At 65.7% G+C, this 24387-nt stretch carries 28 protein-coding genes; 15 read left to right on the top strand and 13 right to left on the bottom strand.

Going from position 1 to position 24387, the window contains the following annotated elements; translation table 11 throughout:
* Window positions 1–133 precede the first annotated feature (133 nt).
* Window positions 134–1240 carry a serine hydrolase domain-containing protein gene (locus ACP7AR_RS02180; RefSeq protein ID WP_426182165.1) on the top strand — a complete coding sequence of 369 codons (1107 nt, stop codon included), beginning with the start codon at window positions 134–136 and terminating at the stop codon, window positions 1238–1240.
* 36 nt (window positions 1241–1276) lie between these two features.
* On the opposite strand, the gene ACP7AR_RS02175 is transcribed toward ACP7AR_RS02180, so the two are convergent.
* Both ACP7AR_RS02175 and ACP7AR_RS02170 read right to left on the bottom strand, forming a co-directional pair.
* Window positions 1277–1894, bottom strand: a complete 618-nt coding sequence (locus tag ACP7AR_RS02175; protein WP_426182162.1) for a response regulator transcription factor — start codon at window positions 1892–1894, stop codon at window positions 1277–1279.
* The gene (locus ACP7AR_RS02170) at window positions 1891–3012 is read right to left on the bottom strand and encodes a sensor histidine kinase (protein WP_426182160.1); all 1122 of its coding nucleotides are present in this window, start codon (window positions 3010–3012) and stop codon (window positions 1891–1893) included. Before ACP7AR_RS02170 ends, ACP7AR_RS02175 begins: the two co-directional genes overlap by 4 nt.
* A gap of 109 nt (window positions 3013–3121) precedes the next feature.
* Between ACP7AR_RS02170 and ACP7AR_RS02165 the strand changes: the two genes are divergently transcribed.
* From ACP7AR_RS02165 to ACP7AR_RS02150, 4 genes are all read left to right on the top strand, one after another.
* The gene (locus ACP7AR_RS02165; protein ID WP_426182157.1) at window positions 3122–3784 is read left to right on the top strand and encodes a hypothetical protein; all 663 of its coding nucleotides are present in this window, start codon (window positions 3122–3124) and stop codon (window positions 3782–3784) included.
* Between the two features lie 42 nt (window positions 3785–3826).
* Entirely contained in the window at window positions 3827–4213 is a 387-nt protein-coding gene (locus ACP7AR_RS02160) for an ArsR/SmtB family transcription factor (RefSeq protein WP_426182155.1), read from the top strand.
* Between the two features lie 2 nt (window positions 4214–4215).
* The gene (locus tag ACP7AR_RS02155) at window positions 4216–4881 is read left to right on the top strand and encodes an SRPBCC domain-containing protein (RefSeq protein WP_426182152.1); all 666 of its coding nucleotides are present in this window, start codon (window positions 4216–4218) and stop codon (window positions 4879–4881) included.
* Window positions 4882–4959: 78 nt separating this feature from the next.
* Window positions 4960–5856 carry an alpha/beta fold hydrolase gene (locus tag ACP7AR_RS02150; RefSeq protein ID WP_426182149.1) on the top strand — a complete coding sequence of 299 codons (897 nt, stop codon included), beginning with the start codon at window positions 4960–4962 and terminating at the stop codon, window positions 5854–5856.
* Between the two features lie 17 nt (window positions 5857–5873).
* Here the strand turns inward: ACP7AR_RS02150 and ACP7AR_RS02145 are convergent, their stop codons facing one another.
* Window positions 5874–6632, bottom strand: a complete 759-nt coding sequence (locus ACP7AR_RS02145; RefSeq protein ID WP_426182147.1) for a glycosyltransferase family 2 protein — start codon at window positions 6630–6632, stop codon at window positions 5874–5876.
* Between the two features lie 10 nt (window positions 6633–6642).
* Window positions 6643–7575: a DMT family transporter gene (locus ACP7AR_RS02140; protein ID WP_426182144.1), complete on the bottom strand. Its 933-nt coding sequence runs from the start codon at window positions 7573–7575 to the stop codon at window positions 6643–6645.
* Between the two features lie 34 nt (window positions 7576–7609).
* On the opposite strand from ACP7AR_RS02140, the gene ACP7AR_RS02135 reads away from it, so the two are divergent.
* Window positions 7610–8206, top strand: a complete 597-nt coding sequence (locus tag ACP7AR_RS02135; protein ID WP_426182141.1) for a TetR/AcrR family transcriptional regulator — start codon at window positions 7610–7612, stop codon at window positions 8204–8206.
* A gap of 253 nt (window positions 8207–8459) precedes the next feature.
* Here ACP7AR_RS02135 and ACP7AR_RS02130 read toward each other — a convergent pair whose 3' ends face one another.
* A complete protein-coding gene (locus tag ACP7AR_RS02130) occupies window positions 8460–8768 on the bottom strand; it encodes an ATP-dependent DNA ligase (protein WP_426182138.1) in 309 nt (102 codons plus the stop codon).
* 71 nt (window positions 8769–8839) lie between these two features.
* Between ACP7AR_RS02130 and ACP7AR_RS02125 the strand changes: the two genes are divergently transcribed.
* Entirely contained in the window at window positions 8840–9610 is a 771-nt protein-coding gene (locus ACP7AR_RS02125; RefSeq protein WP_426182135.1) for an EAL domain-containing protein, read from the top strand.
* A 13-nt stretch (window positions 9611–9623) separates the two neighbouring features.
* Here the strand turns inward: ACP7AR_RS02125 and ACP7AR_RS02120 are convergent, their stop codons facing one another.
* Entirely contained in the window at window positions 9624–9881 is a 258-nt protein-coding gene (locus ACP7AR_RS02120; protein ID WP_426182132.1) for a hypothetical protein, read from the bottom strand.
* A 40-nt stretch (window positions 9882–9921) separates the two neighbouring features.
* Between ACP7AR_RS02120 and ACP7AR_RS02115 the strand changes: the two genes are divergently transcribed.
* Window positions 9922–10224 carry a hypothetical protein gene (locus ACP7AR_RS02115; protein ID WP_426182129.1) on the top strand — a complete coding sequence of 101 codons (303 nt, stop codon included), beginning with the start codon at window positions 9922–9924 and terminating at the stop codon, window positions 10222–10224.
* On the opposite strand, the gene ACP7AR_RS02110 is transcribed toward ACP7AR_RS02115, so the two are convergent.
* From ACP7AR_RS02110 to ACP7AR_RS02100, 3 genes are all read right to left on the bottom strand, one after another.
* On the bottom strand, window positions 10216–12075 hold the full coding sequence (locus tag ACP7AR_RS02110) for a diguanylate cyclase domain-containing protein (RefSeq protein WP_426182126.1): 1860 nt from the start codon (window positions 12073–12075) through the stop codon (window positions 10216–10218). The genes ACP7AR_RS02115 and ACP7AR_RS02110 overlap by 9 nt on opposite strands.
* A 189-nt stretch (window positions 12076–12264) precedes the next feature.
* Window positions 12265–12636, bottom strand: a complete 372-nt coding sequence (locus ACP7AR_RS02105; RefSeq protein WP_426182123.1) for a hypothetical protein — start codon at window positions 12634–12636, stop codon at window positions 12265–12267.
* Window positions 12637–13042: 406 nt separating this feature from the next.
* Window positions 13043–13414 (bottom strand): hypothetical protein, encoded by a 372-nt coding sequence (locus ACP7AR_RS02100; RefSeq protein WP_426182120.1) that lies wholly within the window; start codon window positions 13412–13414, stop codon window positions 13043–13045.
* 167 nt (window positions 13415–13581) lie between these two features.
* Between ACP7AR_RS02100 and ACP7AR_RS02095 the strand changes: the two genes are divergently transcribed.
* The 3 genes from ACP7AR_RS02095 (at window position 13582) to ACP7AR_RS02085 (ending at window position 16448) form a co-directional block, all read left to right on the top strand.
* Window positions 13582–14259 carry a response regulator transcription factor gene (locus ACP7AR_RS02095; RefSeq protein ID WP_426182117.1) on the top strand — a complete coding sequence of 226 codons (678 nt, stop codon included), beginning with the start codon at window positions 13582–13584 and terminating at the stop codon, window positions 14257–14259.
* Window positions 14252–15586, top strand: coding sequence for a sensor histidine kinase (locus ACP7AR_RS02090; protein ID WP_426182114.1), 1335 nt, complete (start codon window positions 14252–14254; stop codon window positions 15584–15586). The genes ACP7AR_RS02095 and ACP7AR_RS02090 overlap by 8 nt, the downstream gene beginning before the upstream one ends.
* Before the next feature lie 79 nt (window positions 15587–15665).
* Window positions 15666–16448 (top strand): hypothetical protein, encoded by a 783-nt coding sequence (locus tag ACP7AR_RS02085; protein WP_426182111.1) that lies wholly within the window; start codon window positions 15666–15668, stop codon window positions 16446–16448.
* Between the two features lie 214 nt (window positions 16449–16662).
* Here the strand turns inward: ACP7AR_RS02085 and ACP7AR_RS02080 are convergent, their stop codons facing one another.
* Together ACP7AR_RS02080 and ACP7AR_RS02075 are read right to left on the bottom strand one after the other, a co-directional pair.
* Window positions 16663–17697 carry a methionine synthase gene (locus ACP7AR_RS02080; RefSeq protein WP_426182108.1) on the bottom strand — a complete coding sequence of 345 codons (1035 nt, stop codon included), beginning with the start codon at window positions 17695–17697 and terminating at the stop codon, window positions 16663–16665.
* 20 nt (window positions 17698–17717) lie between these two features.
* The gene (locus ACP7AR_RS02075; protein ID WP_426182105.1) at window positions 17718–18710 is read right to left on the bottom strand and encodes a DUF1852 domain-containing protein; all 993 of its coding nucleotides are present in this window, start codon (window positions 18708–18710) and stop codon (window positions 17718–17720) included.
* A 125-nt stretch (window positions 18711–18835) separates the two neighbouring features.
* On the opposite strand from ACP7AR_RS02075, the gene ACP7AR_RS02070 reads away from it, so the two are divergent.
* The gene (locus ACP7AR_RS02070; protein ID WP_426182102.1) at window positions 18836–19777 is read left to right on the top strand and encodes a LysR family transcriptional regulator; all 942 of its coding nucleotides are present in this window, start codon (window positions 18836–18838) and stop codon (window positions 19775–19777) included.
* A gap of 32 nt (window positions 19778–19809) precedes the next feature.
* A complete protein-coding gene (locus ACP7AR_RS02065) occupies window positions 19810–19971 on the top strand; it encodes a hypothetical protein (RefSeq protein WP_426182100.1) in 162 nt (53 codons plus the stop codon).
* A 363-nt stretch (window positions 19972–20334) separates the two neighbouring features.
* On the opposite strand, the gene ACP7AR_RS02060 is transcribed toward ACP7AR_RS02065, so the two are convergent.
* Window positions 20335–20796: a hypothetical protein gene (locus ACP7AR_RS02060; RefSeq protein ID WP_426182098.1), complete on the bottom strand. Its 462-nt coding sequence runs from the start codon at window positions 20794–20796 to the stop codon at window positions 20335–20337.
* A gap of 357 nt (window positions 20797–21153) precedes the next feature.
* Here ACP7AR_RS02060 and ACP7AR_RS02055 point away from each other — a divergent pair, with 357 nt between their 5' ends.
* Together ACP7AR_RS02055 and ACP7AR_RS02050 are read left to right on the top strand one after the other, a co-directional pair.
* The gene (locus ACP7AR_RS02055; protein ID WP_426182095.1) at window positions 21154–21552 is read left to right on the top strand and encodes a hypothetical protein; all 399 of its coding nucleotides are present in this window, start codon (window positions 21154–21156) and stop codon (window positions 21550–21552) included.
* Window positions 21553–21784: 232 nt separating this feature from the next.
* The gene (locus ACP7AR_RS02050; protein WP_426182092.1) at window positions 21785–22852 is read left to right on the top strand and encodes a DUF2515 family protein; all 1068 of its coding nucleotides are present in this window, start codon (window positions 21785–21787) and stop codon (window positions 22850–22852) included.
* A gap of 427 nt (window positions 22853–23279) precedes the next feature.
* Here the strand turns inward: ACP7AR_RS02050 and ACP7AR_RS02045 are convergent, their stop codons facing one another.
* The gene (locus ACP7AR_RS02045; RefSeq protein WP_426182089.1) at window positions 23280–24140 is read right to left on the bottom strand and encodes an NAD-dependent epimerase/dehydratase family protein; all 861 of its coding nucleotides are present in this window, start codon (window positions 24138–24140) and stop codon (window positions 23280–23282) included.
* Window positions 24141–24387 lie beyond the last annotated feature (247 nt).

Below are 24387 nucleotides of genomic sequence, written 5' to 3'. Positions count from 1 at the left end.
CTCCGATCCGTTCCTCTGATCGTAGGCGTAACGCCCTGTCGGAACTGCGCACGCACACTCGGCCGCGGTGCCGCGGCAGGGCTATCCTTGGCCCACGACTCTCCCCACGACGTATTCCGACAAGGAGCACCACGTGTCCGAAGCACTGCGCGATCTCCTCACCCGTCATGTCGATGCGGGCACGATGCCGGGGGCGGTGGGCACGATCGGTGAGAGCTACGAGCCGGTCGCGGTCGGCCTCGCGGCTCCCGGAGGCCCGCCGCTGCGGACCGACGCGATCTTCCGCGTCCAGTCGATGACGAAGGCGGTCACCTCCGTCGCGGCTCTTCGTCTGGTGCAGGACGGCGTGATCGCTCTGGACGATCCGGTCGCGACGTGGTTGCCGGAGCTGGCCGAGCCGCGCGTGCTCACGCACCCCGACGCTCCTCTGGAGAACTGGAGACCGGCGCAGCATCCGATCACCGTGCGCCATCTGCTCACCAACCAGTCCGGCTACGGCATGATGACCTCCGATTCCCCGCTGCGGCAGGCGATGGTCGACGCGGGCGTCGACGCTGGCGCCGAACCTGTGGACCTCGGCGCGAAGGACTGGCTCGACGTGCTCTCCACTCTTCCGCTCGCGTTCGAGCCCGGCGAAGGATGGCGGTACCACCACTCATTCGGCATCCTGGGGATACTGCTCGGCCGCGTCGCTGACCGGAGCACCGAGGAAGTGCTGGACGACACCGTGTTCCGACCATCGGGGATGCGCGACACCGGTTTCACCGTGCCGGCGGATCGCGCGCACCGGCTGCCCGCGGCATTCCGGCATGGAGCGGAAGGCATCGAGCAGTCTGAACCCGCCGGTGCCGGCTTCTATGTCGAGCCTGCCCCGTTCGACGTGAGTCACGCGGAGTTGGTCTCCACTCTCGCGGATTATCACGCCTTCCTGCGGGCGCTGCTCGACGGTCGGTTGATCGACGCTGACTTGCGAGCCGGCATGACCAGCAACCAGGTGAAGCCGTCCGCGAAGGGACCGGACAGCTTCTTCCCCGGCTTCTGGGAGAGCACGGGCTGGGGCTACGGCGTCTCCGTCGTCACTGACGGGCCGCACCGCGGCCGCTTCGGTTGGTCGGGAGGCCTCGGCACTGATTTCTTCGTGGACCCCGACGGCACGATCTGCATCGTCATGACCCAGGTCGAGATGAGTGACAGGATCTTGGCGCTGTTCAGCGACCTGCAGGGGTTGAGCGGGAGCTAGGCGAGCGGGAGATACGCCGGCCGGATACCGAGATCGTCACAGCCAGCCGCGGTCACGGGCGACCCTGGCTGCGTCGTGTCGAGCGGCGGTGCCGGTCTTCTGCATGGCACTCGAGAGATAGTTGCGGACCGTGCCCGGCGCGAGATGCAGCCGCCGTGCGATGTCTTTGACCGAATAGCCCTCGCGTGTTTCGCGGAGGGTGTCGGCCTCACGGTCGGTGAGCGGAGAATCATCGACGACGGATGCTTCGAGCACATCATGGGCGATCCAACGTCGCCCGGCGTGCAGCGCGTGGATGACCTCGACGATCTCTTCCGGATCGGCGCCCTTGCTCATGAAACCCAACACTCCGAGTTTGAGAGCGCGACGCAGAACTCCGGGGCGCGCATGCCGGGTGAGCATCAGCACACGCTGCTCGGGTCGCTCGCCCATGATCGAGGCGACCGCGTCGATCCCATCCATCTCGGGCATCTCGAGATCGATGACAAGCACGTCTGGGCTGTGCACCCGCGTCGCCGTCACGGCTTCGGAACCGGACTCGGCCTGCGCCACGACTTCGATCGTGCCGTCGAGCGGGAGCAGCGCCGCAAGCGCCGTGCGCAGGAGGTGCTCATCGTCGGCCAGAACGATCCGGATCGGAGGCGTACTCGTCATGACACGCCTTCCTTCGCGCGGTCGGCGGGCGACCGATCGATCCGAGCGGCGACGAGGAATGTGCCCGGCGATCGCTCGATCCGCAGAACGCCACCGGCGTTCTCCACACGCTCGCGTAGACGAGCCAGCCCGCGCAGCGAAGACTCAGTCGCATCGATCACGCCGTCGTTCGTGACTTCCACGTAGTGCGGCGACGCCGTGATGGTGACCCTGGTCGGACGCGCATGGCGCAGCAGATTGGTGGTTGCTTCCCGAAGGACTTGCGCGAGCAGAGGATGCGCTGAGGTGCCGGTGCCGTCGTCGATCCGCGCCTCGACGGCGATGCCGGCCGCCTCGCCCAGCCGTTTGGCGTTCTCGAGCTCGGCGAACAGATTCAACTCGTGGCGTGCATACGCCAGGGCCCGGGTCTCGGTGATGGTCTCGTCCGCGATCCGGCGGATCTCGCCGAGTTCCGCCTCCGCCCCGTCCGGGTCGGCGCGCATCATGCGACGGGCGAGCGCCGCCTTGAGTTTGATCACGTGGAGCGAATGGCCCTGAATGTCGTGCAGGTCGCTCGCGAATCGCATCCGCTCGTGCGTTACCGCGAGCTCGGCTTCCGTCTCCTTCGCGCGCTCGAGGCGTCGCACGACCTGCCAGGCCTGCTCGCTGACGAGGATCACCCCGGCGATGAAGAGTGTGCCGACGACCGGGATGACCAGGTATCTCGTGGCGAGTTCCCACGTCGCCGTGTGAAAGACGAACGAGATCGCGCCGATCGCCGCGACTCCCAACGCGAAGCCCCCGATCCACAACTTCCGTCGCCGCGCCCGGGCGATCAGAAGCGCACCCACGAGCGACAGCGGGACGAAGCTGATGGGGCTGGCAGCAGTGAGAGCACCGATGATCCATGCCGCCGCGGTGAAGACGAGGGCCACGGCTGCCTGCCGCGGATAGCCGTCCAGGCTCCATTCCCGCAGCACCCCCAGGGTGAGGAGGTAGCCGAGCGCCATCGTCAGCCCTTCCCACCAGGATGTGGCGGTGAGCGCAACGCCGACGACGCTCAGCGGAGCGATCGCAGCGACGGCCGTGACCATCGCCACCCGCCGCATCCTGAGGTCGGTCGGGGCGACATCGTGCATGACCTCTACGATCGCCCATGCCTCCCGTCGGCGGTAGTGACGTGGTGTCATCTCTTTCCGTGACACAACGACACTTCACGAGAGGCGACGAACAGAGTGCGATAGGAGCATGACAACCGAATCCCTTCACATCAGGCGTCCTGCACAGGCCCCGTTCTGGCGACGCCCGTTCCGAATCATCCGCGACAACAGGCGCGCCTACTTCATCATCAACGTGGCTGCCTACGGCCTCGCCCTCATCGGGTTCGTGATCGGACTCATCTTCCCCGACCTCAGCGCGGCGCAAGCCGCGGGGCTGGAAGAGGACGGCACCGGAGAACTGGTGCGCTGGCTGGTGAACATCCCGGCGCTCTTCGCGCTCACGATCCTGGGGGTCAACCTCTTCCGCCTCAGCCTGCTGACGATCGTGCTGCCGTCTGTCATCGTGCCCTTTGCCGGCCTCGCGTTCTTCGGATACTGGGCTGTGGAAACCGGCATCACCCTCGTTCCGGCCTCGCCCAAGGGATGGGTCGCACTCATTCCGCACTCGCTGACGTTCGTCATCGAGCTCCAGGCATACATCCTGCTGCTCCTCGGCGCCTACCTGTTGGGCAAGTACTGGTTGTTCCCCCGTACGGTCGGAGCGAAGAACCGTCGCCAGGGATATCTCCGAGGGCTGCAGCGGATCGGTCTGCTTGCGCTTCCCGCGCTGGCGCTGCTCATCATCGGCGCAGTCTGGGAGGCGTACTCGCTGCGTTACTTCGTGCACCCGCTCAGTCAGTTGCTTCTGTAATATTTGTCTTGACTTATATAAGCACACGCGTAACCTTGGTACATGCACGCGTTCGATGTTCTGAGTGATCCGGTCCGGCGACGGATTCTTGAGCTTCTCGTCGACGGTGAAGCGCCTGCAGGTCACATCTCCACTGTCATCGAGCAAGAGTTCGGCATCTCCCAGCCAGCCGTCTCCCAGCATCTGCGGGTGCTTCGTGAGCAGGGATTCGCGACAGTCCGCCCGGCGGGAGCCAGACGACTGTACACGGTGGACCCACACGGGCTCCAGCAGGCGAGCGAATGGCTGAGTCCGTTCGAACGCTTCTGGCGCGGCCCGCTTGCCGCATTGGGCACGGAGCTCTCCCGTGGCAAACGGGCACGTCGGATGAGCACCGAGGATCCCGCACCCGAAGAAGTTTCCCTTTCAGAACCTCAGGAGAAGGAGTGATGATGGTCGACGTCAACGAACAGATCGACGCAGTGAGCCGCACACTGCGCACGGAAGAGGTCGATGGAGCGCCTTCGCGCATTCAGACGATCGCTCAGGATTATCCCGCCGGCATCGACGATGTGTGGGATGCCGCGACGAACGCAGAGCGCATCGCGCGATGGTTCCTTCCGGTTTCCGGCGACCTCCGCGTCGGCGGCCGGTACCAGCTGACCGGGAACGCAAGCGGCGAGATACTGTCGTGCGCGCCCCCAACCGAGGACGGCGCGGAGTATCGCGCGACGTGGGAGTTCGCTGGGGCGGTCTCATGGATCAGAGTTCGACTGACGCCCCTCGGATCGGAGCAGACTCGGTTCGAGCTCGAGCACACCGCACGTGTCGCTGATGTGCCGGCTGAGATGTGGGACAGCTTCGGGCCTGGTGCCACCGGCGTGGGCTGGGACCAGAGCCTGCTGGGCCTCGCGCTGCACCTCGGCGCGCAGGTCGGCCGCATCTCACCGGCAGAAGCCGAGCAATGGGCACTTTCCGAAGAAGGCAAGGCGTTCAGCCGAGCGGCCTCGGATCGGTGGGCCGACGCAAATATGGCGGCCGGCACAGATCGCGAGACAGCAGCCCGGATGGCTGATGCGACCTATGGCTTCTACACGGGGCAGATGCCCGGTCAGTGATCGAGCGCCCGCCCGACGAACCTGCTGCGGACTCAGCCGGTTCAGATCCTTCTGCGCGAGCGCCGTGAAGAGTACCTTGTGAGCGTGTCGACAGATTCGAGGAGCGAGCGGACATCGGTGCCGCCGGCAGCCCTGGACGCTGCTCTCCGCGACGTCGACTGGACGATCCCGCCGGCTGGGTCGAAGCAGTCCCGGTTCTCCGCACCCAGCGGGGAGTTGGCCGTGCTGTCGCTGGGCGACCCGGCGCACCCGCGCGTCGTGCTGGTGCCCGGTGCGACAGGATCGAAGGAGGACTTCGCGCTGATGCTGCCGATCCTCGCGCAGGCCGGCTACTTCGTGCAGTCGTTCGATCTGGCCGGTCAGTACCAGTCGCAGGCGGCCGGCGATCAGTCGACGTACACGTACCAGCTCTTCATCGACGACCTGATCGCCTTCCTCGAATCGGGCGGACCGGCGCATCTCCTCGGCTACTCGTTCGCCGGCACCATCGCTCAGCTCGTAGCCGTGCACCGCCCAGACCTCCTCCTCTCCCTCGCGCTCCTGACGACGCCTCCGGGCTCAGGCAATGTCTTCGAGGGCATGCGGTGGCTCGGTCGCCTCGCACCGTTCACGAGTGCGCGTCGCGGCGCCGCTCTCATGATCTGGGGCATCGTGACGAACAAGAATCGCGTCCCGCCCCGGCGGCTCCACTTCGTGCGAGCGCGTTTCGCTCTCACCAGTCGGCGCAGCGTCGAGGAGATCGTCGGCCTGATGATGAGATCACCGGATCTGCGCAGTCGTGTGCGAGATCTTCCTCTACCCAAGCTCGTCGCCGCCGGTTCACGCGATCTGTGGCCGCTGTCGGCACACGAGCGCTACGCCGACGACATCCACGCGGAGTTCCGCGTCTATCCGACGGGACACAGCCCGAGCGAGACCACGCCGCACCAACTCAGCGCGGACCTGCTCGACATGTACGCCCGATCCGGCCACTGAGTCACCCGGCGACTGAGTCACCCGGCGGCGGGCGACCCGGTGCGTGCGCGGCGACGAGCCTGGCGCCGCCGATGCGGAGCTTCCTGCGGCAGATGAAGCCTGACGGTGGGCAGCACGAAACTGAGCCGCCGTCGGAGCGAAGCCCAGTCCTGGAATGGTCGCGCCGACACGTCCACGACGATGCCGCGGTCGCGCAGCACGGTCATATCGGGGCGCACATGGAACGAGAGATCGAAGTCGTCGTGGATGTTCTGCTCATCCCGATGCACCTCGCCGCTCAGCATCCGCCAGGCGTCGGTGCGCATCGCCATGTTCGAACCGAACAGCGGCGCATGCCCGAGGAAGGGCGTGAGTACCGCGTACATGCCTCCGATGTAGAGGTGCTCCCCCATCCACCGCACCAACGGATTCGATCCGTAGAAGCGCGGGTCGCCCGTGAGGAAGTCGAGATCGGGACGATACGCGAACCTCTCCACGATCCTCTCGATCCAGTCCGGGCCAGGGCGGGAGTCGGCATCCAGGCGCGCGATGATGTCTCCCGACGCCGCGTCGTAACCGGCCGACGCGGCCTGCGGTATCCCCGGGACGGGTTCGCTCACGACTCGGGTTCCGTACCGTAAAGCGACAGTCACCGTGTCATCGGTGCTGCCGTTGTCGACCACGATGACCTCGTCGGCTCGGCGGGTCTGCTGATCGAGAGCCCGGAGGCACACCTCCAGTAGGCGCGCGTCGTTGCGCACCGGTATGACTACTGAGACGGAGAGGGCGTCGGTCATGATCGTCCTCCTATTGTGCGCGTCCAGCCAGTTCCACGGGGGACGTCGAGGCGCGCGCCTCGCTCCTCAGCACCACGGCCACCCCTGCGCCGCACAGTGCGAACCCGAGGAGCGTCACGACCGTGAGGGGCTCGCCGAGGAGAAGCGCCCCCGCAGCCGCGGTCGTCGGAGCGACGAGGAAGAGGAGGGCGTTCAGAGCGGTGATTCCTATCCTGCGCAGCAGCCACCAGTACAGGCCGTACCCCGCGAGCGTCGGGAAGACGGCGGTGAATGCGGACGCAAGCCAGAAGGAGACGGATGCCGGTGGGATGAGCGCGCCGAACATCGCGGCGACCGGCAACAGCGCCAAGGCGGTCACGGTCACGTGGATGGTCAGCGTGACGAGCGTCCCGGTCCGCGGTGCAGAGCGGCGCTGAAGGAAGGTGCCGATGATCAGACAGATCATCGCGAGAGCGGGCCACAGGTAGGCGGCCGGGTGCGCGGTGGAGTCGTCGAGCTGCGAACGCACGACCAGAAGCACCCCCGCAGCACCCACGACAAGACCGGCCCATTGCGCTCCACGCACTCGCAGCCCCAGCAGCGGACCGACGAGCATCGCGACCACGAGCGGCTGCACGGCATCGATCAGCGCCGTGGTGCCGGTGGCGACGCCTTCCGCGATCGCCGCGTACACCGCCGTGCAGTAGCCGAACTGCGCGAACAGGCCGATGAGCGCCTGGTTCCGCACATCCGTCCGTGTCGCGTCTCTGCCTGCGCGCGTGATTGCGACAACTGCGAGCAGGACCACGGCGAGTGGAACGAACCGCCACACCAGCAGAGTCAGCGGTGAGGCGTCGACCGTGGCGATCGCCGGAACGAGGAACCCAGAGCTCCAACTCAAGACGAAGGCCGCGGCGGCAACGATCGTCACCCCGGCTCGAGCTATACCGATCTGTTTACCCATGCGAGCGACTATACAGGTTGGTATAGTCGCTGTCATGGCCGTCTCCATTCCCGAGCTCGCCCCGCTCACCCCGGGTGCCACCCGTGTGCTCGATGCCGCTTCACGGCTCTTCTACGAGCACGGCATCCATGCGATCGGCGTCGACACGATCGCCGAAGCCGCGGGTGTAACGAAGAAGACGCTCTATGACCGGTTCGGTTCGAAGGAGGCACTGGTCGTCTCGTACCTGCAGCATCGAGACGCCCGCTGGCGTGCGCATGTCGCCGAGCACCTCGCCGGGGTTCCAGAGCCGGGGGCGGCGCGCATCCTCGCCGTGTTCGACGCCGCGATCAGCTGGTCGGATGAGAACAGCCCGAAGGGATGCAGTGCGATCAACGCCCGCGCCGAGATCGGCGACGGTCACGACGGACACCCCGTCTTCCCTGAGGTCTCCCGGCAGAAGGCGTGGTTGCTCGAGCTGTTCGACGAGCTGTGCCGCGAGGCGGGCACCTCAGACGCCGAGTCGACGGCGAAGGGTTTGATGCTGCTCTACGAGGGCGCGATCGTCACCGTCGGCATGGAGACATTCGCGCAGCCGTTCCAGATCGCGCGAGATGTGGCACACGGGATGCTTGTACAGGAACTCGCCTGACGTCACTCCGCTGAGCTCAAGCGCCGGCCGAAGCCGTCATATACGCCACTCGACGCCCATCGTCAAGACCCGTCATCGTTCCGCGCGATGAGGTTCCATGGAAGAAGTAACGAGAGATTCATCGAGAAGCGCGAAAGCTGCAGGAGGCCCATATGCCCGCTCCCGAGGCGTCACAAGCATTCACCAAGGTCGCGAACATGTTCCGGCAGGCGTTGCGCCCGCGGCGCCGCCGCCGTGCCACATGGATCGCCCTTTAGGCTGCGCCGTTATCCGGTTCAGGAACGAGCAGGAGGCCGGCCGGCGAGTTGGCCGACTTCGTCAGAGCGTCGATCCACGCGAGGTTGAGCCGCGGGGAGCGACTGCCGAAGTACTGAAACGACAACGGCGCACTCGGAGTGAGCCAGACCGACGTTCGGCCGAGTCCGGCCCTCGTGGGGTCAGTCCACGTGAACGGAAACGGCTCTCCACGGCGCAGCTTCGCCCAGATCACATGCTGAAGGTGTGCGAGGACGCGGTCGTCGAAGGAAGCGGCGACCTTCGAGTCGTAAGTGAGTGTTCCCATCCTCTTCAGACTAGCGAATGCACGGCGGTCACGCGTGATCGCCGCATCCGCACGACGAGGCGGGGACCCGCATGAATCTGCGACCCGCCGACCTCAGCGCAGCGCTGCGGCGCGGTGAGCTGACGATCGCCTACCAGGGGCAGTGGGATCTCGATGCGTCGTGGGACGGCGGTTTCCGCGATGCGCGGCCGGCCGCGTTGGAGGCGCTTTCGCGCTGGAACCACCCGACCGTGGGCGCTGTCCCGCCCGAGGAGTTCGTCACACTGGCCGAACAGGGCGGGTTCCTCGATAGACTGGACCTTGACGTTCTTACTCGTGCCACGGCACAGATCGCATCCTGGCGCTCCGGTCGTCGGGCGGTCGGATTATCGGTCAATGCCGCGCCATCGCACTTCTCCGCGTCTTACGCTGAATCCGCAATTCGGATCGCCGACGCCCTGAGACTCGACCCGGCGACTCTGACGATCGAGATCACGGAGACTCCGCCCCCGCAGTTCACCGATTCGATGCGAGGATCGTTGGAGAGTCTGCGCTTGGCCGGTATCGGGGTCTCCGTCGACGACTACGGAGCAAGCGACACGACGCTCGACCTACTGAAGCGACTCCCGATCGACGAGGTGAAGCTCGACCGTTCGCTGGTGCAGAGGGACGACCCCGATGCCGACGAGGTGGTCGACGGCGTCGTCGCGGCCGCGCGGGACCACGGGTGGCGGGTGGTCGCCGAGGGCATAGAGACGACGGCAGATCTGGAACGATCGGTTCGACGAGGATGCCACCGCGGGCAGGGATTCCTCTGGGGACTGCCGGCCGCGGCGTCTGTGATGGAGGAGATGCTCGGCTGATCAGCCGTCGATCTCAGACGTCGAACTCGTCTTGTTCGTCTGCGACGTCGTCGGGTGTCGGCACCTGCTCGCCGACATCGATCTGCGTCCATGTGACCGGCATGCCCGGCGAGAAGAGGATGTCGATGCCAGGGCCCCCGCGAAGCGGTGGGATGTTCACGTACCCGCCGCCGTCCTTGATCGCCGCGAGGATCTGCTGCTTGAGTTCGGCGACGGGGTCCGGCAGGAAATAATCGCGGCCGTCCACGGTCAGTCGATTCACGATAGCCATGTCCTCAGGTTAGCGCGCGGCGACACCGTAGAATCGACGCGTGGGCATTCTTCACTACGGATCGACACCGGCTTCCTTCTCCATCGACGACCGCGCGCTCGCTCACATCGAGCTCGTCATCCTGGCGAAGCTGCGCCGCCGCGAAGCCCTGTCCTTCGCACTCACCGACGGCACGCACCCTCGCCAGGCCATGTGGATCTCGCCGGATGTGACCCTGCGGTTCGAGTATCAGGGCGAAATGCCCGAGATCAACCGAGCATGGCTGCAAGAGCTGATCGATACGGCGAACTCGCCCGGTGGGTTGCGTCTCGTTCCCGAGCCGGAGCCCGAGCGCTCACACTGAGACGCGGCCACCACCGGCGTTCTTCGCGCGATACATCGCGGCATCGGCGGCAGTCACCACGTTGTCTCCGCCTGCGACGACGCCTGCAGATGCTCTGACGATCAACCCAGCTCGATCGACCTCGATCGGCTCTGCGATGGCCGAGAGCGACCGCGCCGCGACCTCCTCGGCCTGCTCGATGCCGGTGGCCGGACAGACGATGAGGAACTCATCACCTCCGAGACGGACGACGGAGTCGCTCTCGCGCACCACTGATGCCAGCCGATCGGCGATCGTGCGCAGCACGACGTCGCCGGCATCGTGCCCATGGGCGTCGTTGATCGATTTGAAGTCGTCGACATCGAAGAAGATGACGGTCATGTCGGAGCTCTCCTCCCCCGACATGCCGTCGAGGAGTGCGCGGAGGAAGCGGCGGTTGTGCAGACCTGTCAGCGGGTCCTGCAGCGCCAGGTCAGCGAGCTCGGCCTGCGCCTTCGCCCTCAACGCCGCGCGCAGCCCGTCGCCGAAGTCGATCGCATCCTGCGCGTGATGACCCCAGGGCAGGCTGCGGCCTGTGACGCTTTCCCGCCAGGCGCTGAAGGATCGGCGCGGAGACAGGGCGTCATCCCGGTTGTCCGAGCGCTGATCCCCCAACCATTCAACGGTCTGCGCGACCTCCCGGCGCACGAAGACGAGGACGTCGTCGTCGCCGAGGGGGACGACGAGAAGGCCCGCGACCCCGGGCACTGTCGCGGCGGCGTCCGGGTGAGTGACGGGCAGGTCCTCGACCGCGCGCAGAGCGAAGTCGGGATGCTCTACGAGAAGGAGCACCGCTCTCTCGGACGGAACCCTGCCGATCGAGTGGACAGCGCCGCCCAGCCGTACTACAGCCCCGTCTGCGGGAACGATGTCGAGGACCGTGGGCGCGCCCGTCGTCAGCACCTCGCCGGGGTCGGACCTGTCGAACAACGACGCGATCACCGCGGCCCGACGTTCTTGCGCGTCGAGTCGCCGCTGGAGCTCTGAGATGCGACGGAGATAGCCGATCTGGGTGGAGATCTCCGTCGCGAGCACTTCCAGCGCACGACGCAGCAGCACCGGCAGACGGTGGGGCGACCGATGAGCGCACGTGATCATTCCCATGAGTCGCCCGTTATCGACCAGAGACAGAGAGAATGTCGACGCCTGCCCCATGTTGCGCATGAACGTGAGATGGTGCGGTGAGACCGCGCGCATCTCTGTGGGGCCCAGGTCGATCGGCTCATCTCCCGACAGAAGTGAGCGCACTGGGATGCCGGGATCCTCCGTGTCCGCAATGACGCGCGACCGCTTCTCGATGTAGAGCGCTCGCGCCTGGGTCGGGATGTCGGATGCGGGAAAGCGCAGCCCGAAGTAGGGCTCCATCTCCGGCTCGCGCTCGTCCGCGACGATCTGTCCGTGACCGTCGGCGTGGAAGTCGTAGCACATGACCCGGTCGAAGCCCGTCAGATTCTTGATCTCTCGGGCGGCCGCGACCCATAGTACGGCCTCCTCGGATGCTCCGGCCAAGCGCTGGATCGCGCTGACGACACCGGTGCGGCGGTAATCGAACTCGGGGATGACGGGTTCGAACTCGACGAGCGATGGCGTGGTGCCACGATGCACGATCACGTCGACTGCCTGACCGTCGAAGTCGGCGCGAACCGGGTCGACCGCAGAACCGTGATCGAGGATCGATGCGAGGTCACTGCTCTCGTCCCGAAGAACGCGCCCGAGCAGGTGCTCGGCGTTCGCGCTGGCGAGGACCGCGGCGCCGGATTCTTCGTCGACGCCCACGAGGAATCCGTAGGACTGGATGCGCCCGATCGTGCGGATCTGTTCCGTCGCACACACGGCCAGACGTGATGCTTCATCTTCGAAGCGTCGAGCTTCCTCTTCCGGCGAGAATGCGAAAGTGTGTGTCAAGAAGAAGGTTCCCTTCGCGATGCCGTCGGCCGCTGACCGCAGTCCTCAGACGATTTTATGCGAATGACGCCCTGCTGCTCTACGAGGGTGCGATCGTACCGGTTCCCGGGCGCGGGGTCAGCCGCAGAACACGGACGTCGAGTCTTTGAGCCGGTCGATCGCTTCGATCGTCTCTGGGGCCTGCAGGCCGGTCATGCCGCCGATCTGCAGCGCTCCCGAGCGGATGAGATCGCCGAGCTGACCGTCGACGTCCGATGCCAGCGTGTCCAGAGTCGTAACGAGCTGGTCGCGTGCCGCGTCGACCTGCTCCGCTGACGCCCCACCCTGATCGAGCAGCGTCTGATACTGCGCGTAGGCGTCGTCGATCGTCGCACAGGTGGCTTCGACGTCGACGCCCATGGTGTCGCCTGCGACCTGAGCCACTTGTGAGCAGCCGGAGATGAGGACGCCGGTGGCGAGCAGAAGAGGAACGATGACGATGCGGCGCATGATTCGAGGGTAGCTACAGGACCTGTGCGGACACCCGGCCGCCCAATCGAGCCGGTGGTCGGCGGGGCGGCCTGAGGCTATGGTCGGCCGTCGGCCCATTCGATGAGACCCCGCAACGTCTTCGGTTGAGTCTCGATGCTCGGGCTCCCCCCTCGAGCACGTCCAATGCGCAGGAAGCGCAGATGCCTCGGAGACATGACCCTTCGACGGGAACACCCGCGCCCTAGGGTCTCGAGCATCGAGCGCTTCGCGCGGGACATCGACGGTGACATCCGATCGCGTGCAGACGACGGTGAAGGGCGCGTTCGGTCGGTGCTCGCGCTGTCGGGGGTTCGAAGCGCTCAATGTGGATGCTGCTCCCCTCGAGCAGCAGCGCCGTCAGCTCGGTGAGATGGTCGATGATTGCCTATGGACCGCAGGCATATACGGCGGCGCCGGGCGCGATACCGGAGAGAAGGGCCGCCAGATCCAGCCGCCCGGATTCGCCGCTGACATGCGTCGTCACCCGGTCGCCGAGCGCACGGAGTTCCTCCGCGAACACGATGTCGTCGCGGTGGCGCGTCGCGTACGTCGTCTGCCAGTCCATGTTTTGCGCCGCGAGGTGACGTGCCATCGAGAGGATCGGGGTGATGCCGATGCCGGCGGCCAGAAGGACGTACGACGGCGCATCCGCGATAGCGAAAAGGTTGCGGGTCGGACGCACCCAGACCCGGCTTCCCGCCCGCAGGAACGAGTGGATGTAGTGCCGCGAGCCGCGCGAGCGCGGCTCGCGGCGCACGGCGATCCGGTACGCCGTGAGGTCGGCGGGATCGCCGCACAGCGAGTACTGGCGTTCATGCCGAGTGAGCAGTGCTGAGCTCGACTGTGCTCCGGATACATCTGCGCAGACGCAGGAATCCGCGCCGCTTCAGCCCGGATTCAGCCTCGAGCGGCCACACTAGACGAATGCGGATCCTGGTGGTGGACGACGAGGTGCGCCTGGCCGAGGGCGTGCGCCGCGGTCTCGAGGCCGAGGGGTTCGCGGTCGATGTCGCGCACAACGGTGTCGACGGGCTCTGGCGGGCGCGGGAGACGCGCTACAACGCGATCGTGCTCGACCTGATGATGCCCGGTATGAGCGGGTGGAAGGTCTGCGAAGCGCTGCGCGCCGAAGAGAACTGGACGCCGGTGCTGATGCTCACCGCGAAGGACGGCGAATGGGATCAGGTCGAGGCGCTGGAGACCGGGGCCGACGACTATGTCACGAAACCGTTCTCGTTCGCGATCCTGGTGGCACGCCTGCGCGCGCTCGTCCGCCGCGGAGCCGTCGCCCGCCCGGCGATCCTGGAAGCCGGCGATCTGCGGCTCGACCCTGCTGCCCACCGCGTCTGGCGGGGAGACAGCGCTGTCACTCTGACTGCGCGGGAGTTCTCCGTCTTGGAGTATCTGATGCGCCATCGCGGCCAGGTGATCTCGAAGCGCGCCCTCATCGAGGGCGTCTGGGACGACGACTTCGACGGCGACCCGAACATCGTCGAGGTCTACGTCGGGCACCTGCGTCGCAAGCTCGACAAGCCGTTCGGCCGCGAGGCGATCGAGACCATCCGCGGTGCGGGCTACCGGCTGGCGGCGGACGGTGGCTAGCCGCAGCTGGCGCCCGGTGTGCGGCTGGCGCTCGGTACGAGGCAGGACGACGCTGGGGGCGACGGCAGTCGTCGCGGTCGCGTTGCTCGTCGGCGCATTCTCGTTCTATGGCGTTCTCAGCGCCAGCATCCATGGCAGCACGGAGCGCGCGGCGGAGCAGCGCCTCGAAGAACTCGCCGGACGTCTCGACGGCGCCGGAGAAGACGTGATCAACACGATCGACGACGAGATCGTGCAGCTCATCGGACCGAACGGATCCGTCCGTGCCGCCAGCGACGATGCCCGGGAAGCGCTGGGATCGACCACGCTCACCGCCTCCGACGAGGCGCAGACCCTCATGGTCGATGACGAACAGATGCTTGTCGTCTCGGAGGACCTCGACGGCGACCAGACTCTCGTAGTCGCCGTCCCGATGGACGACGACGTGGAGACCCTGGCGACGGTCTCGACGCTGCTGACCATCGCCGTCCCTCTGCTTCTGCTCCTCGTCGCGGTGACCACCTGGCTCGTCGTCGGTCGCGCACTCCGCCCGGTGGAGCGCATCCGCGAGCACGTCGACGACATCACCGCCGAGCGCCTCCACCAGCGTGTGCCGGTGCCAGAGACGGCCGATGAGATCGCCGCGCTCGCGACCACCATGAACGGCATGCTCGATCGACTCGATGCCGCTGCCACCGCGCAGCGGCGGTTCGTGTCGGATGCATCGCACGAACTGCGCTCCCCACTCGCGACGATCCGCCAGCATGCCGAGCTCGCACAGGCCCACCCCGACGTGACGAGCATCGGCGAGCTCGCCGAGGTCGTGTCGGAGGAAGGGCTGCGCCTGCAGGGCATCGTCGAGTCGCTGTTGTTGCTCGCCCGACTCGACGAGGGCACGAGCACGCACGACGAGGCGGTGGACCTCGACGACATCGCGTTCGGCGAGGTGCGGCGGTTGCGTGCGGCGGGGCTCGAAGTCGACGGCTCCGGCATCCGCGCCGCGCGGGTCCGCGGCGACCCGCGCCTGCTGGGTCAGCTGATGCGCAACCTCGTCGACAATGCCGTCCGTCACAGCCGTGGCCGAGTCGCTATCGGCGTGACCTCATCGGATCAGTTCGTGTTCGTCACGGTGGAGGACGATGGCTCCGGTGTCCCCGGCGAGGAGCGGGAGCGGATCTTCGAACGCTTCGTGCGACTGGACGACGCGCGCAGCCGTGACGCCGGGGGCAGCGGACTCGGTCTCGCGATCGCGCGGGGTATCGCAGCATCCGCCCGCGGCACTCTGGCGGTCGACGACTCCCGCTGGGGCGGCGCTCGCTTCGTGCTCACGCTGCCCCTCAGTACCTGATCGGCGGGATCGTCGGTTCCTGAAGAAGCCTTCAGGATGCTTCAGGGAGGCTTCAGCGCCCCCGCGAGACGATCATGACATGGACGACAAGACACCCACTCCCGACCAGACCCCCGACCACACGCCTCATCACACCCCGGGGTCCGTGCCCGACGCTCAGACGGTTCGCGTGACGCCGACGCCCGAGCCCACCGAATCGAAGCCCGGACGCAAACGCGCACTTCTCATCGGCGGCGGCATCGCGGCGGCCGTGGTGCTCGCCGGCGGTGGCATCGCGATCGGCGCGGCGATCGGCGACGAGTTCGGCGATGACGACGACAGCTCATCGATATCCGACGACGCTGGCCACGACGACGCAGTTCGCGACGACAGCGACCACGCCGACAGCGACGACAGCGCTGACGACGAAGATGCGTCCTCGAACGGCAGCGGCTCGGGCACCGGCATCGGCGCAGCATCGGCCGACGAGCTGATCGAGGTCGCGGATGCCGCGCGCGAGGCAGCCGAGGGCGATGTCACGTCAATCGACGCGAAGCGCGACGGCACCTGGGAGGTGCAGTTGACGAACGCCGCCGGCGACGAGACCGAGGTCCGCGTCGACGAGGATCTCGCCGCATCGGTCATCTCGACCGACCCAGCCGACGGCGACGACACCGGCGCAAGCTTGTCATTGGACGACGAGACGATCCGCGCGCTGGTCACCGCCGCACTCGACGAAGCCGACGGGATGATCACCGACCTCGACGTCGACGGCGACGACGTGAGCCCCTACGACGCCTCGGTTCTTACGGCAGACAACCGCTCGATCGACATCGACTTCGGCGCTGACTTCGCCGTCATCGGCACTGACATCGACGACTGAGCAGGTCGCGTCCCGCCCCTATCGGGCGAACCCTGGAAGTGCGGCCTGCGCTACGGCATCCGCTATTCGGACATGCAGAAGGCCCGGAGACTCTTGCGAGTTTCCGGGCCTTTCGGGGGATGCTGGCGACCCTGCCACAGTCTGCGCCATCAAGTTCGGCCCGAGGGTCGAGGACCTCCCGCTCACAGGGCGGGAGGACCCGAGCCGCCGGGTGCTACTTCTCGGTCGCGAGTTCTTCGCGAAGGAGGTCGGCACCAGCGCTGAGCGCGCGCAACTTCCCGCGCGCGACGTCACGAGGCAGCGGCGCCATGCCGCAGTTCGTGCTCGGGATGAGCTTGTCGGCGTCGACGAAACGGAGCGCGTTCCGGAGCGTTTCTGCGACATCCTGCGGGGTTTCTATCGTCTGGCTGGCCACGTCGATGGCGCCGAGCATCACCTTCTTGCCCCGGATGAGTTCGATGAGGTCCAGGGGGACGTGGGAGTGGTGGCTCTCCAGCGAGATGGTGTCGATGCTCGAGCGCTGCAGAAGCGGGAACGACTTCTCGTACTGACGCCACTCCGCCCCGAGAGTGGCCTTCCAGTCGGTGTTCGCCTTGATCCCGTAGCCGTAGCAGATGTGCACCACGGTCTCCGCGCGCAGTCCTTCGGCCGCCCGCTCGAGCACCGCCACACCCCAGTCCTGCACGTCGTCGAAGAAGACGTTGAATGCCGGCTCGTCGAACTGGATGATGTCGACTCCGGCCGCCTCGAGCTCCTTCGCCTCCTGATTGAGGATCGTCGCGAACTCCCAGGCCAGTTTCTCGCGGCTCTTGTAGTGGCGATCGTAGAGGGTGTCGATCATCGTCATCGGGCCGGGCAGTGCCCATTTGATCGGCTGATCGGTCTGTCGTCGGAGGAACTTCGCGTCCTCGACGAACACGGGTTTCTCGCGGCTCACGGCGCCGACGACCGTCGGGACGCTCGCTTCGTACCTGTCGCGGATCCGGACCGTCTCCCGCTGGTCGAAATCGACGCCCGAGAGGTGCTCGATGAACGTCGTGACGAAGTGCTGGCGCGTCTGTTCCCCGTCGCTGATGATGTCGATGCCCGCGTGTCGTTGCTCCTGCACGGCGATGCGCAGCGCATCCTGCGTTCCTTCGGCCAGCGCATCACCCTCCAGCTTCCACGGAGACCAGAGGGTCTCGGGCTGGGCGAGCCAGGACGGCTTCGGCAGACTGCCTACGATCGAGGTGGGCAGAAGCGTGTGCATGATCGGTGATTCCCCGTTCATCATCCGACAGGAACGGGGTAGTTGGCTGCCCACTGCTCGAGGAGTTCTCCGTGCGGCTTCACGAGGTGTTCGTGCGCAAACCTCCCCTGTTCGGTCGCGAGCCGACTGCGCTCGTCGCGATCGTAGGCGATCTTCGTCACCGAGTAGTCCTGCTGCTCGAGGCTCGGCTGATAGACGCTCGCGGCGGCCGAGTTCGCGTTGTAGATCTCCGGTCGGTAGATCTTCTGGAACGTCTCCATCGTGCTGATCGTGCCGATGAGCTGAAGGTTCGTGTAGTCGCCGAGCAGATCCCCGCGGAAGTAGAACGCCAGCGGAGCAGCGCTGCCGCGCGGCATGAAGTACCGGACCGAGAGCCCCATCTTGCCGAAGTACGCGTCGGTCAGCGAGGAATCCTTCTGCTCGTACTCGACACCGAGGATCGGGTGGTGATTCTCGGTGCGACGGTACGTCTTGCTCGTCGAGACGCTGATGCAGATCACCGGCGATACCGTGAAACGCTCCCGGTAGGCCTCCGAGCCGAGGAAGTGCTGGAAGAGCTTGCCGTGCAGATCACCGAAATCAGCAGGAACAGTGAACCCACCCGCGGCTTCGGTGGCTGCCGGCAGGCGCACACTGAAGTCGAAGTCGCGGACGTAGGACGAGAAGTTGTTTCCCACGATCCCCTGGCTGCGCTTTCCGGTGAGACGGTCGAAGATCTGGATGTCCAGAACCTCGAGCAGGGGGAACTCCCGATCCTCGCCGTCTGCGGCGAACCGCACCGCGACGGAGACGATCTCGAGCTCGAGTGTGTAGCGGTCGCGGTTCGGGTTGTCCCAGTCCGCGAGATCATTGAAACGACGGTCGATCATCGTCAATGCGTTGCGGAGGTTCTGCTGACGATTCTCACCTCGCGCCAGGTTGGCGAAGTTCGTGGTGATCCGGGAGCTGTCCGACGGGGAGTAGTCCTCGTCGAAGCGGGTCGTCGTGATGCGGAAGGTGAACTCGTGTGCCATGAGGTGCCAAACGGTGAGCTTATCGGCCGGGCTCGGCCTCGCGAAGGGTGGGTTCCTCCATCGTGGCGGCTGAGCACCCCCATCGAGAAATGTGCTGCGACTATGCCATGGCATAGTCTGCAGCTATGGCTAAGCGCTCGAGCGGCATCACTCTGCAGCAACTCACTTACTACATCGAGGTCGCCGCGGAGGGCTCGATCAGCGCCGCCGCCGATCTGCTCTACGTCGCCCAGCCCACCATGTCCGCCGCGATGAAGGATCTGGAGAGCAGAGTGGGCCGCGTCCTGCTCCTCCGCTCCGCGCGCGGTGTGACCCTCACCACCGACGGTGTGGAGTTCTTGGGGTACGCCAGGCAGGTCGTCGAGCAGGTGGCACTCCTCGAGCAGCGCTATCTCGGGCGGCCGCCCTCACGGCGCCTGCTCGGGGTGTCGACGCAGCACTACTCGTTCGCTGTCGATGCGCTGGTGCGAATGGTGAAGGCGACCTCAGCGGCCGAGTACGAGTTCTCGCTGCGGGAGACGCGCACGTGGGACATCATCGAAGACGTCCGCACCCTCCGCAGCGAGCTGGGGATCCTCTACCGAAACGACTTCAACCGCAACGTCATCGACAAGCTTCTCCGGGACTCCGGGCTCGCTTTCCACCCGCTCTTCGTCGCCGAGCCGCACATCTTCATCTCACGCAAGAACCCGCTCGCCTCTCGTGATCGCGTCACCCTCGCCGATCTCGCCGACGTGCCGCGGCTCACGTTCGACCAGGGCGCGAACAACTCCTTCTACTTCGCCGAGGAGATCCTCTCCACCCTCTCGAGTCCGCAAGAGATCCGGGTTTCCGACCGCGCGACCATCTTCAACCTCATGATCGGGCTCGACGGGTACACCATCTCGACAGGCATCATCAGCGACGACCTCGACCCCGAGATCGTCGCCATCCCACTCGACGTCGACGAGCGCATCGAGATCGGCTGGATCGGCCACTCTGCGATCCCCCTCACCGAGCAGGCGCAGCGATTTCTCGCCGAGCTGCGAACCGTTGTCTCGGGGTTCGGTGTGACCTTGCTCGGCTGACCCTGTCCGCCGGTCGGTCCGTATCAGTGTTCGTGGTCGCTGCTGGACGCGTGTACATGGGCCCGTTGGCCCTGCCTTCCGACCAGGCTGAGGTACTCGACCGGCCCCGCGAACGAGGCATCATCGCCGGATGGCAGCAGGCCATGACCGCGGAGTTTGTGGGTGAACCCGACGACCTGACAGGACTTCGCTGAGGCCGACGCCGCCCGGCGCAACGACTGACCGTCCACATGAAGGGATCTCATCATGACAACCGCAGCCACCAGGCCCCACCAGGTCGAAGTGTGATCCGACCCCAGTGCGTGTGGTGCTTCATCGCACATCCGAGGTTTCAGACGGCCGTCGCAGGGTTCGACGGACAGGTCGAAGTGACCTATCGATCCTTCGAGCTGCGCCCCGGCGTGCCCACCGAGATCGACAAGGAGCTTCAGATCGCCTCTGGTTGGGCTGACAGGATGTTGAACCTGCGACCCGTTGACCCCAGGCGCCCCGGTAGGCGAGTCAACTCACTTGTGCCTGCTCGTTTGGCGTGAGAACGAGGTCTGGCCTCACACGAGTCAATCAGCGAACCAGTACGCGTTCCCGTGGTGGAGGTGGTCCGGGTGTAGCCGTACCCATACGAGGCTGACTAGACGCCCAGTGAAATCCACGGTGATCATCGCCGTGACCTCATCGCCGCTCCTCATGACAAGGCCCGCCTGACCGTCGACTGACCGCTCAGCGACGTCGACGCCGGGGCCACCTCTGAATCCGTGAAGGAGAACCGGCGCGGCATCTCGTGCACCGCGCGCCACGACGGTCTTCTCGTGGCCGCCGCGGGTTGAGGTCACGGCCACAGCGACGTCCGGATGGAGCATTGCGACGAGGGCGGGGAGATCCTGCTCCTGTGCGATGGTACGGAGCCTGCGAACGGCCACATAGTGAGTCGGTCGGGCCACCCATTCCCACAGGGCGTCCCGCAGAGACGTCGTATGTTCGCTGTTCTTTCGGGCGGTCGTACTGGACGTGAGGGCTCTCATATTTTTCTCCTCGTGACTGCCCCGACCTAATCGGCACCGGCCGTCGGCCAGATCCAACCTGTTGCCTATTAAGACCTGACAGCAGGCAGAATTGTGACCTTCCATTCCACGGATCGGCGAGACCTCGTCGACATGACCACCTCGATGGTCCAGGAGCTGCAGGGCGCGAAGGACGTCACCCTCATGACTTAAAGATTGGAAACCGAGCAGCTCATCGACTCATCCGCATCCGCATCCGCATCCCGACGCGCAGAACTGTCAATACCGTGAGACCCCCTTGGGATCTACATCAGTCAGGTCAGGGGACGCATTCATGTCCGGTACTCCACACGTGACCATCCTCGATCCCGTCCGCACATGACATACCAGCCGTTCTTGCCGGAGGTAGCTTCGGGTTCGATCGAGGCACCGCATGTGGCCGTGGCACTGCGCAGGCACCTGCGGCGCGAGGTCAGCTTGTCCTACGACGTCATCGTGGTCACGGCAGGGGCCGTCACTCGGACGCTGCCCGTGCCGGGCATCGCCGAAGTGGCGTTCCGCCTCAAGCACGTCGAGGAAGCCGCCGCAGTCCGGGATGAGTTCCTCACCGCGCTCGACCGTGCCGCTGACCTGCCGAAGGGATCGGCGCGCACCAGCACTGACCGTCACGTTCGTCGGGGTGGCTTCGCCGGGTCATCGGTGTGGTCATCCCCAAAGTGGTGGACGGGCTCATCTCCCGCTGACAGCCTCACAATCAAGGTCGGACTGCGGTCATAGGTGATGAGGGGGTTCACCCTCACATCATTCGGGAGACACACATGACAAGTTCGGATCGAGCGCGGTACGACACACACGGCAGCCGCAGCATGGTCCTAGGAACCTGGCGATGACCGGGACCAGCTCCACCCAAACGGTGAGGGTACGCCGCACATCCCGCCTGCCCCGGTACGAGACGCCGAAGGTTCTTGAGCAAGCACGCAGCCTCAACCCGACGCGAACCATACCGACGATGAACGTTCGATCGTTGGAAGGAGACTTCGTCAGCGATCGCCTCCTTCTGGCACTTGATCAGATCCAGCAGCAGGGCGCTCCTCGCACGATCGCTGAATGGAAGGCCCTGTCCGAAGGGCTCTTGGTCGACGAATGCTGTGCTGTCCATCGCAACCGGCAAATCTCGTCGTACTACGCATGGGCCTACATGGCTCTGCCCAGTTCCTTTAAGTGGGCCGGGATGGCGGCGATCGCGTCGCACCACATCCGCGTCGCCCTCCTTCCACTACACATCGAGAACACCTTCAAGGACACACCTGGTCACATGCGCAGGCTGAAGAGATGTCGAGTGCTAAGTGCGGACGTGAACACGCTCCGGGCGACGAACAACGATATTTTCGACGATCTGTTCTGGGTCCACCTCGCGTACGTCACCTCGGAAGACGGGATCGGACTACTCCGCGCCCTTCTGCGAAACGAGCGCCACTATGCGCCGATACTGGCCGGATTCGAAGCACTCGACGGGGGCCGTCGGGTGCTGGAGGACGCGACGGCGTCGCGAACGGCTCGAGGGAGAGCCCGGGACCTTATATGGAAAGGCACTCTTCTCCTTCTCGAGCACGAGCAGCGCTTCGTCGTGCAACCCAACTATGATCGCCTCTCCGCCAGGTACGCCCGGGTCGTCTCGATCGGGTCGGCAACGACGTTCGATGCGCGTGCACCGCGCCGGGCGATCGAGTTCTTCACATCGTTTTTCATCTACACCCTCCTGCGCAAGAATCCGCGTGGCCTCGACGGACGGATGTGTCCGCTCGTCACCAATTACGACGACCGGTGGCGGTGGCTCGAGTCGAGCGTCGTGCCCCGGTTCCAACGCGTCGATACCGATCCGCGCGTGATCGGGGCCATCCTGCGACGCATCCTCGACCAGGACCGCCACCCCGTTCCTTCCCCATGTGGCACCTCGATCAAGCGATCGTCAATCGACCCACGTCCAACGGAGCCATCGGAACCGGCACCCGCTGCCATGTCCTCGCCTTTGCACGCGCCCACTGAAGCCCACACCGACACGTTGACGATCGGGTAGTCGAGCGCGTCATGTGTGCAGGCGCTGGGCGGACGTTCCGGATCTGTCTGCCACGACCCCCACCCGCACCGCCAATGCCCTCTCGCGTGTCCCTCCACGTACACGCGGAGGGATACATATGGCGGCGAACCGCAGGGCGAGGAGGCTTAACTCGACCCAGCGCCCCTTGACCTTCCGCTTGATGAAACGGAACTCGAGCCGCAGGTAGTGAAGGTTGATCCCCGCGAGCGTGAGGAGAGGGAAGAAGAGCCGGCCCTGCTTTCGAGCGATCGACTTCAAGGGGCCTCTCGCCTTGACAGCATCAACTGGAACCAGCTTTGTCCGACCAGGACGAACGCCGTGACGCACGCGGCGAGAAATGATCGCGACGGCGGTGGCTACGAGTGCATAGAACCAAGTGGCTCGGCGGAGCAGACCCGTGCCGTCGCTACTCCTGGCTCTCGATTGAACGCCGCGCGATCTCCTCGGCATACGGGAAGCTGTTCCTCCAGGTCGGATGCAGCGGGATCCACCCCGCCCGACGGGCTTTCTCATTCGAAACGGCCCGACCGCGAACCTCGTGTGCGGGTAACGGGACTGCTCGCGGAATCGGCGCGCCGATTCCGCGAGCGAAGACCGGCGCCCAGACCGAAGCAGGAGCCGACTCGTCATCGACGATGTTGTACGTGCCGTCTGGCCAGCCGAGGGATTCCACGGTCGCCGCGACAGCGTCGTCGATGTGGAGAAAGGATGCGATCGCCGGCGTCGCCTGGAGAAGACCGGCCGTGGCGGCGTTGGCGATCCGACCGTCTTCCGCATACCAGGTGCCGGGCCCGTAGAACCGCCCGTAGCGAAGAATCGTGGCGCGGGGCATCTGCAGGAGATTGCGTTCCATTATCGCGACCGCCGTGTCCGGGACGAGCGGGTCGCTTTCCATGGCGACGGTGGCACCGGACTCGTAGGCCCAGGAGATGCTCTGCGCGATGATGCGGTCGACTCCGGCGGCCCTCGCGGCGGCGACGAGATTCGCCGTGCCAGCACGACGCAGGCGGGCGTTCGCCTCGAGATCGAAGTCGCTGAGGTCGGTCAGCTGATTGATGATCAGGTCGGGCGCAGCGTCGCGGACGACGGCGGTGAGGTGCGGTGAATCGTACGCGTCCACGGCCACGCCGTGGACGCCGAGGCCCTCGAGGAAGCGCACGTTGTCTCGGCGACGAGAGGTCGCCACGATGTCGTGCCCGTGTTCGAGAAGCGCCGGGATGAGCCGGCTGCCGATGACGCCGGACCCGCCGGCGAGGAGAATTCTCATTGATGCTCTTTCAGATCGAACGCCCGAGCGATCCGCCGATTCGGTTCGTGACCGGTTGACGTCGGGTCTGTATGCGCGGCGAGGGCGATGCTTCACGTGGCGTGCGTCGCCAGCCACTCTTCGAACGTCAGCTCGCCCAGTCGAGATCCCGGATTCGGCGAGACTCGGCTGAGTGATGCGTTCATACCTATCTAGACCGGACACCGAGGAAGAATGTGAGCCGAAACCTCACATTCTTCCTGGCTAC

Origin of the sequence: Microbacterium sp. TWP3-1-2b2 (assembly GCF_049896145.1) — a bacterium.
Taxonomy (GTDB): domain Bacteria; phylum Actinomycetota; class Actinomycetes; order Actinomycetales; family Microbacteriaceae; genus Microbacterium.
Note: the sequence above shows the minus strand (reverse complement) of the source record. Positions and strands in the feature narration are given on the sequence as shown.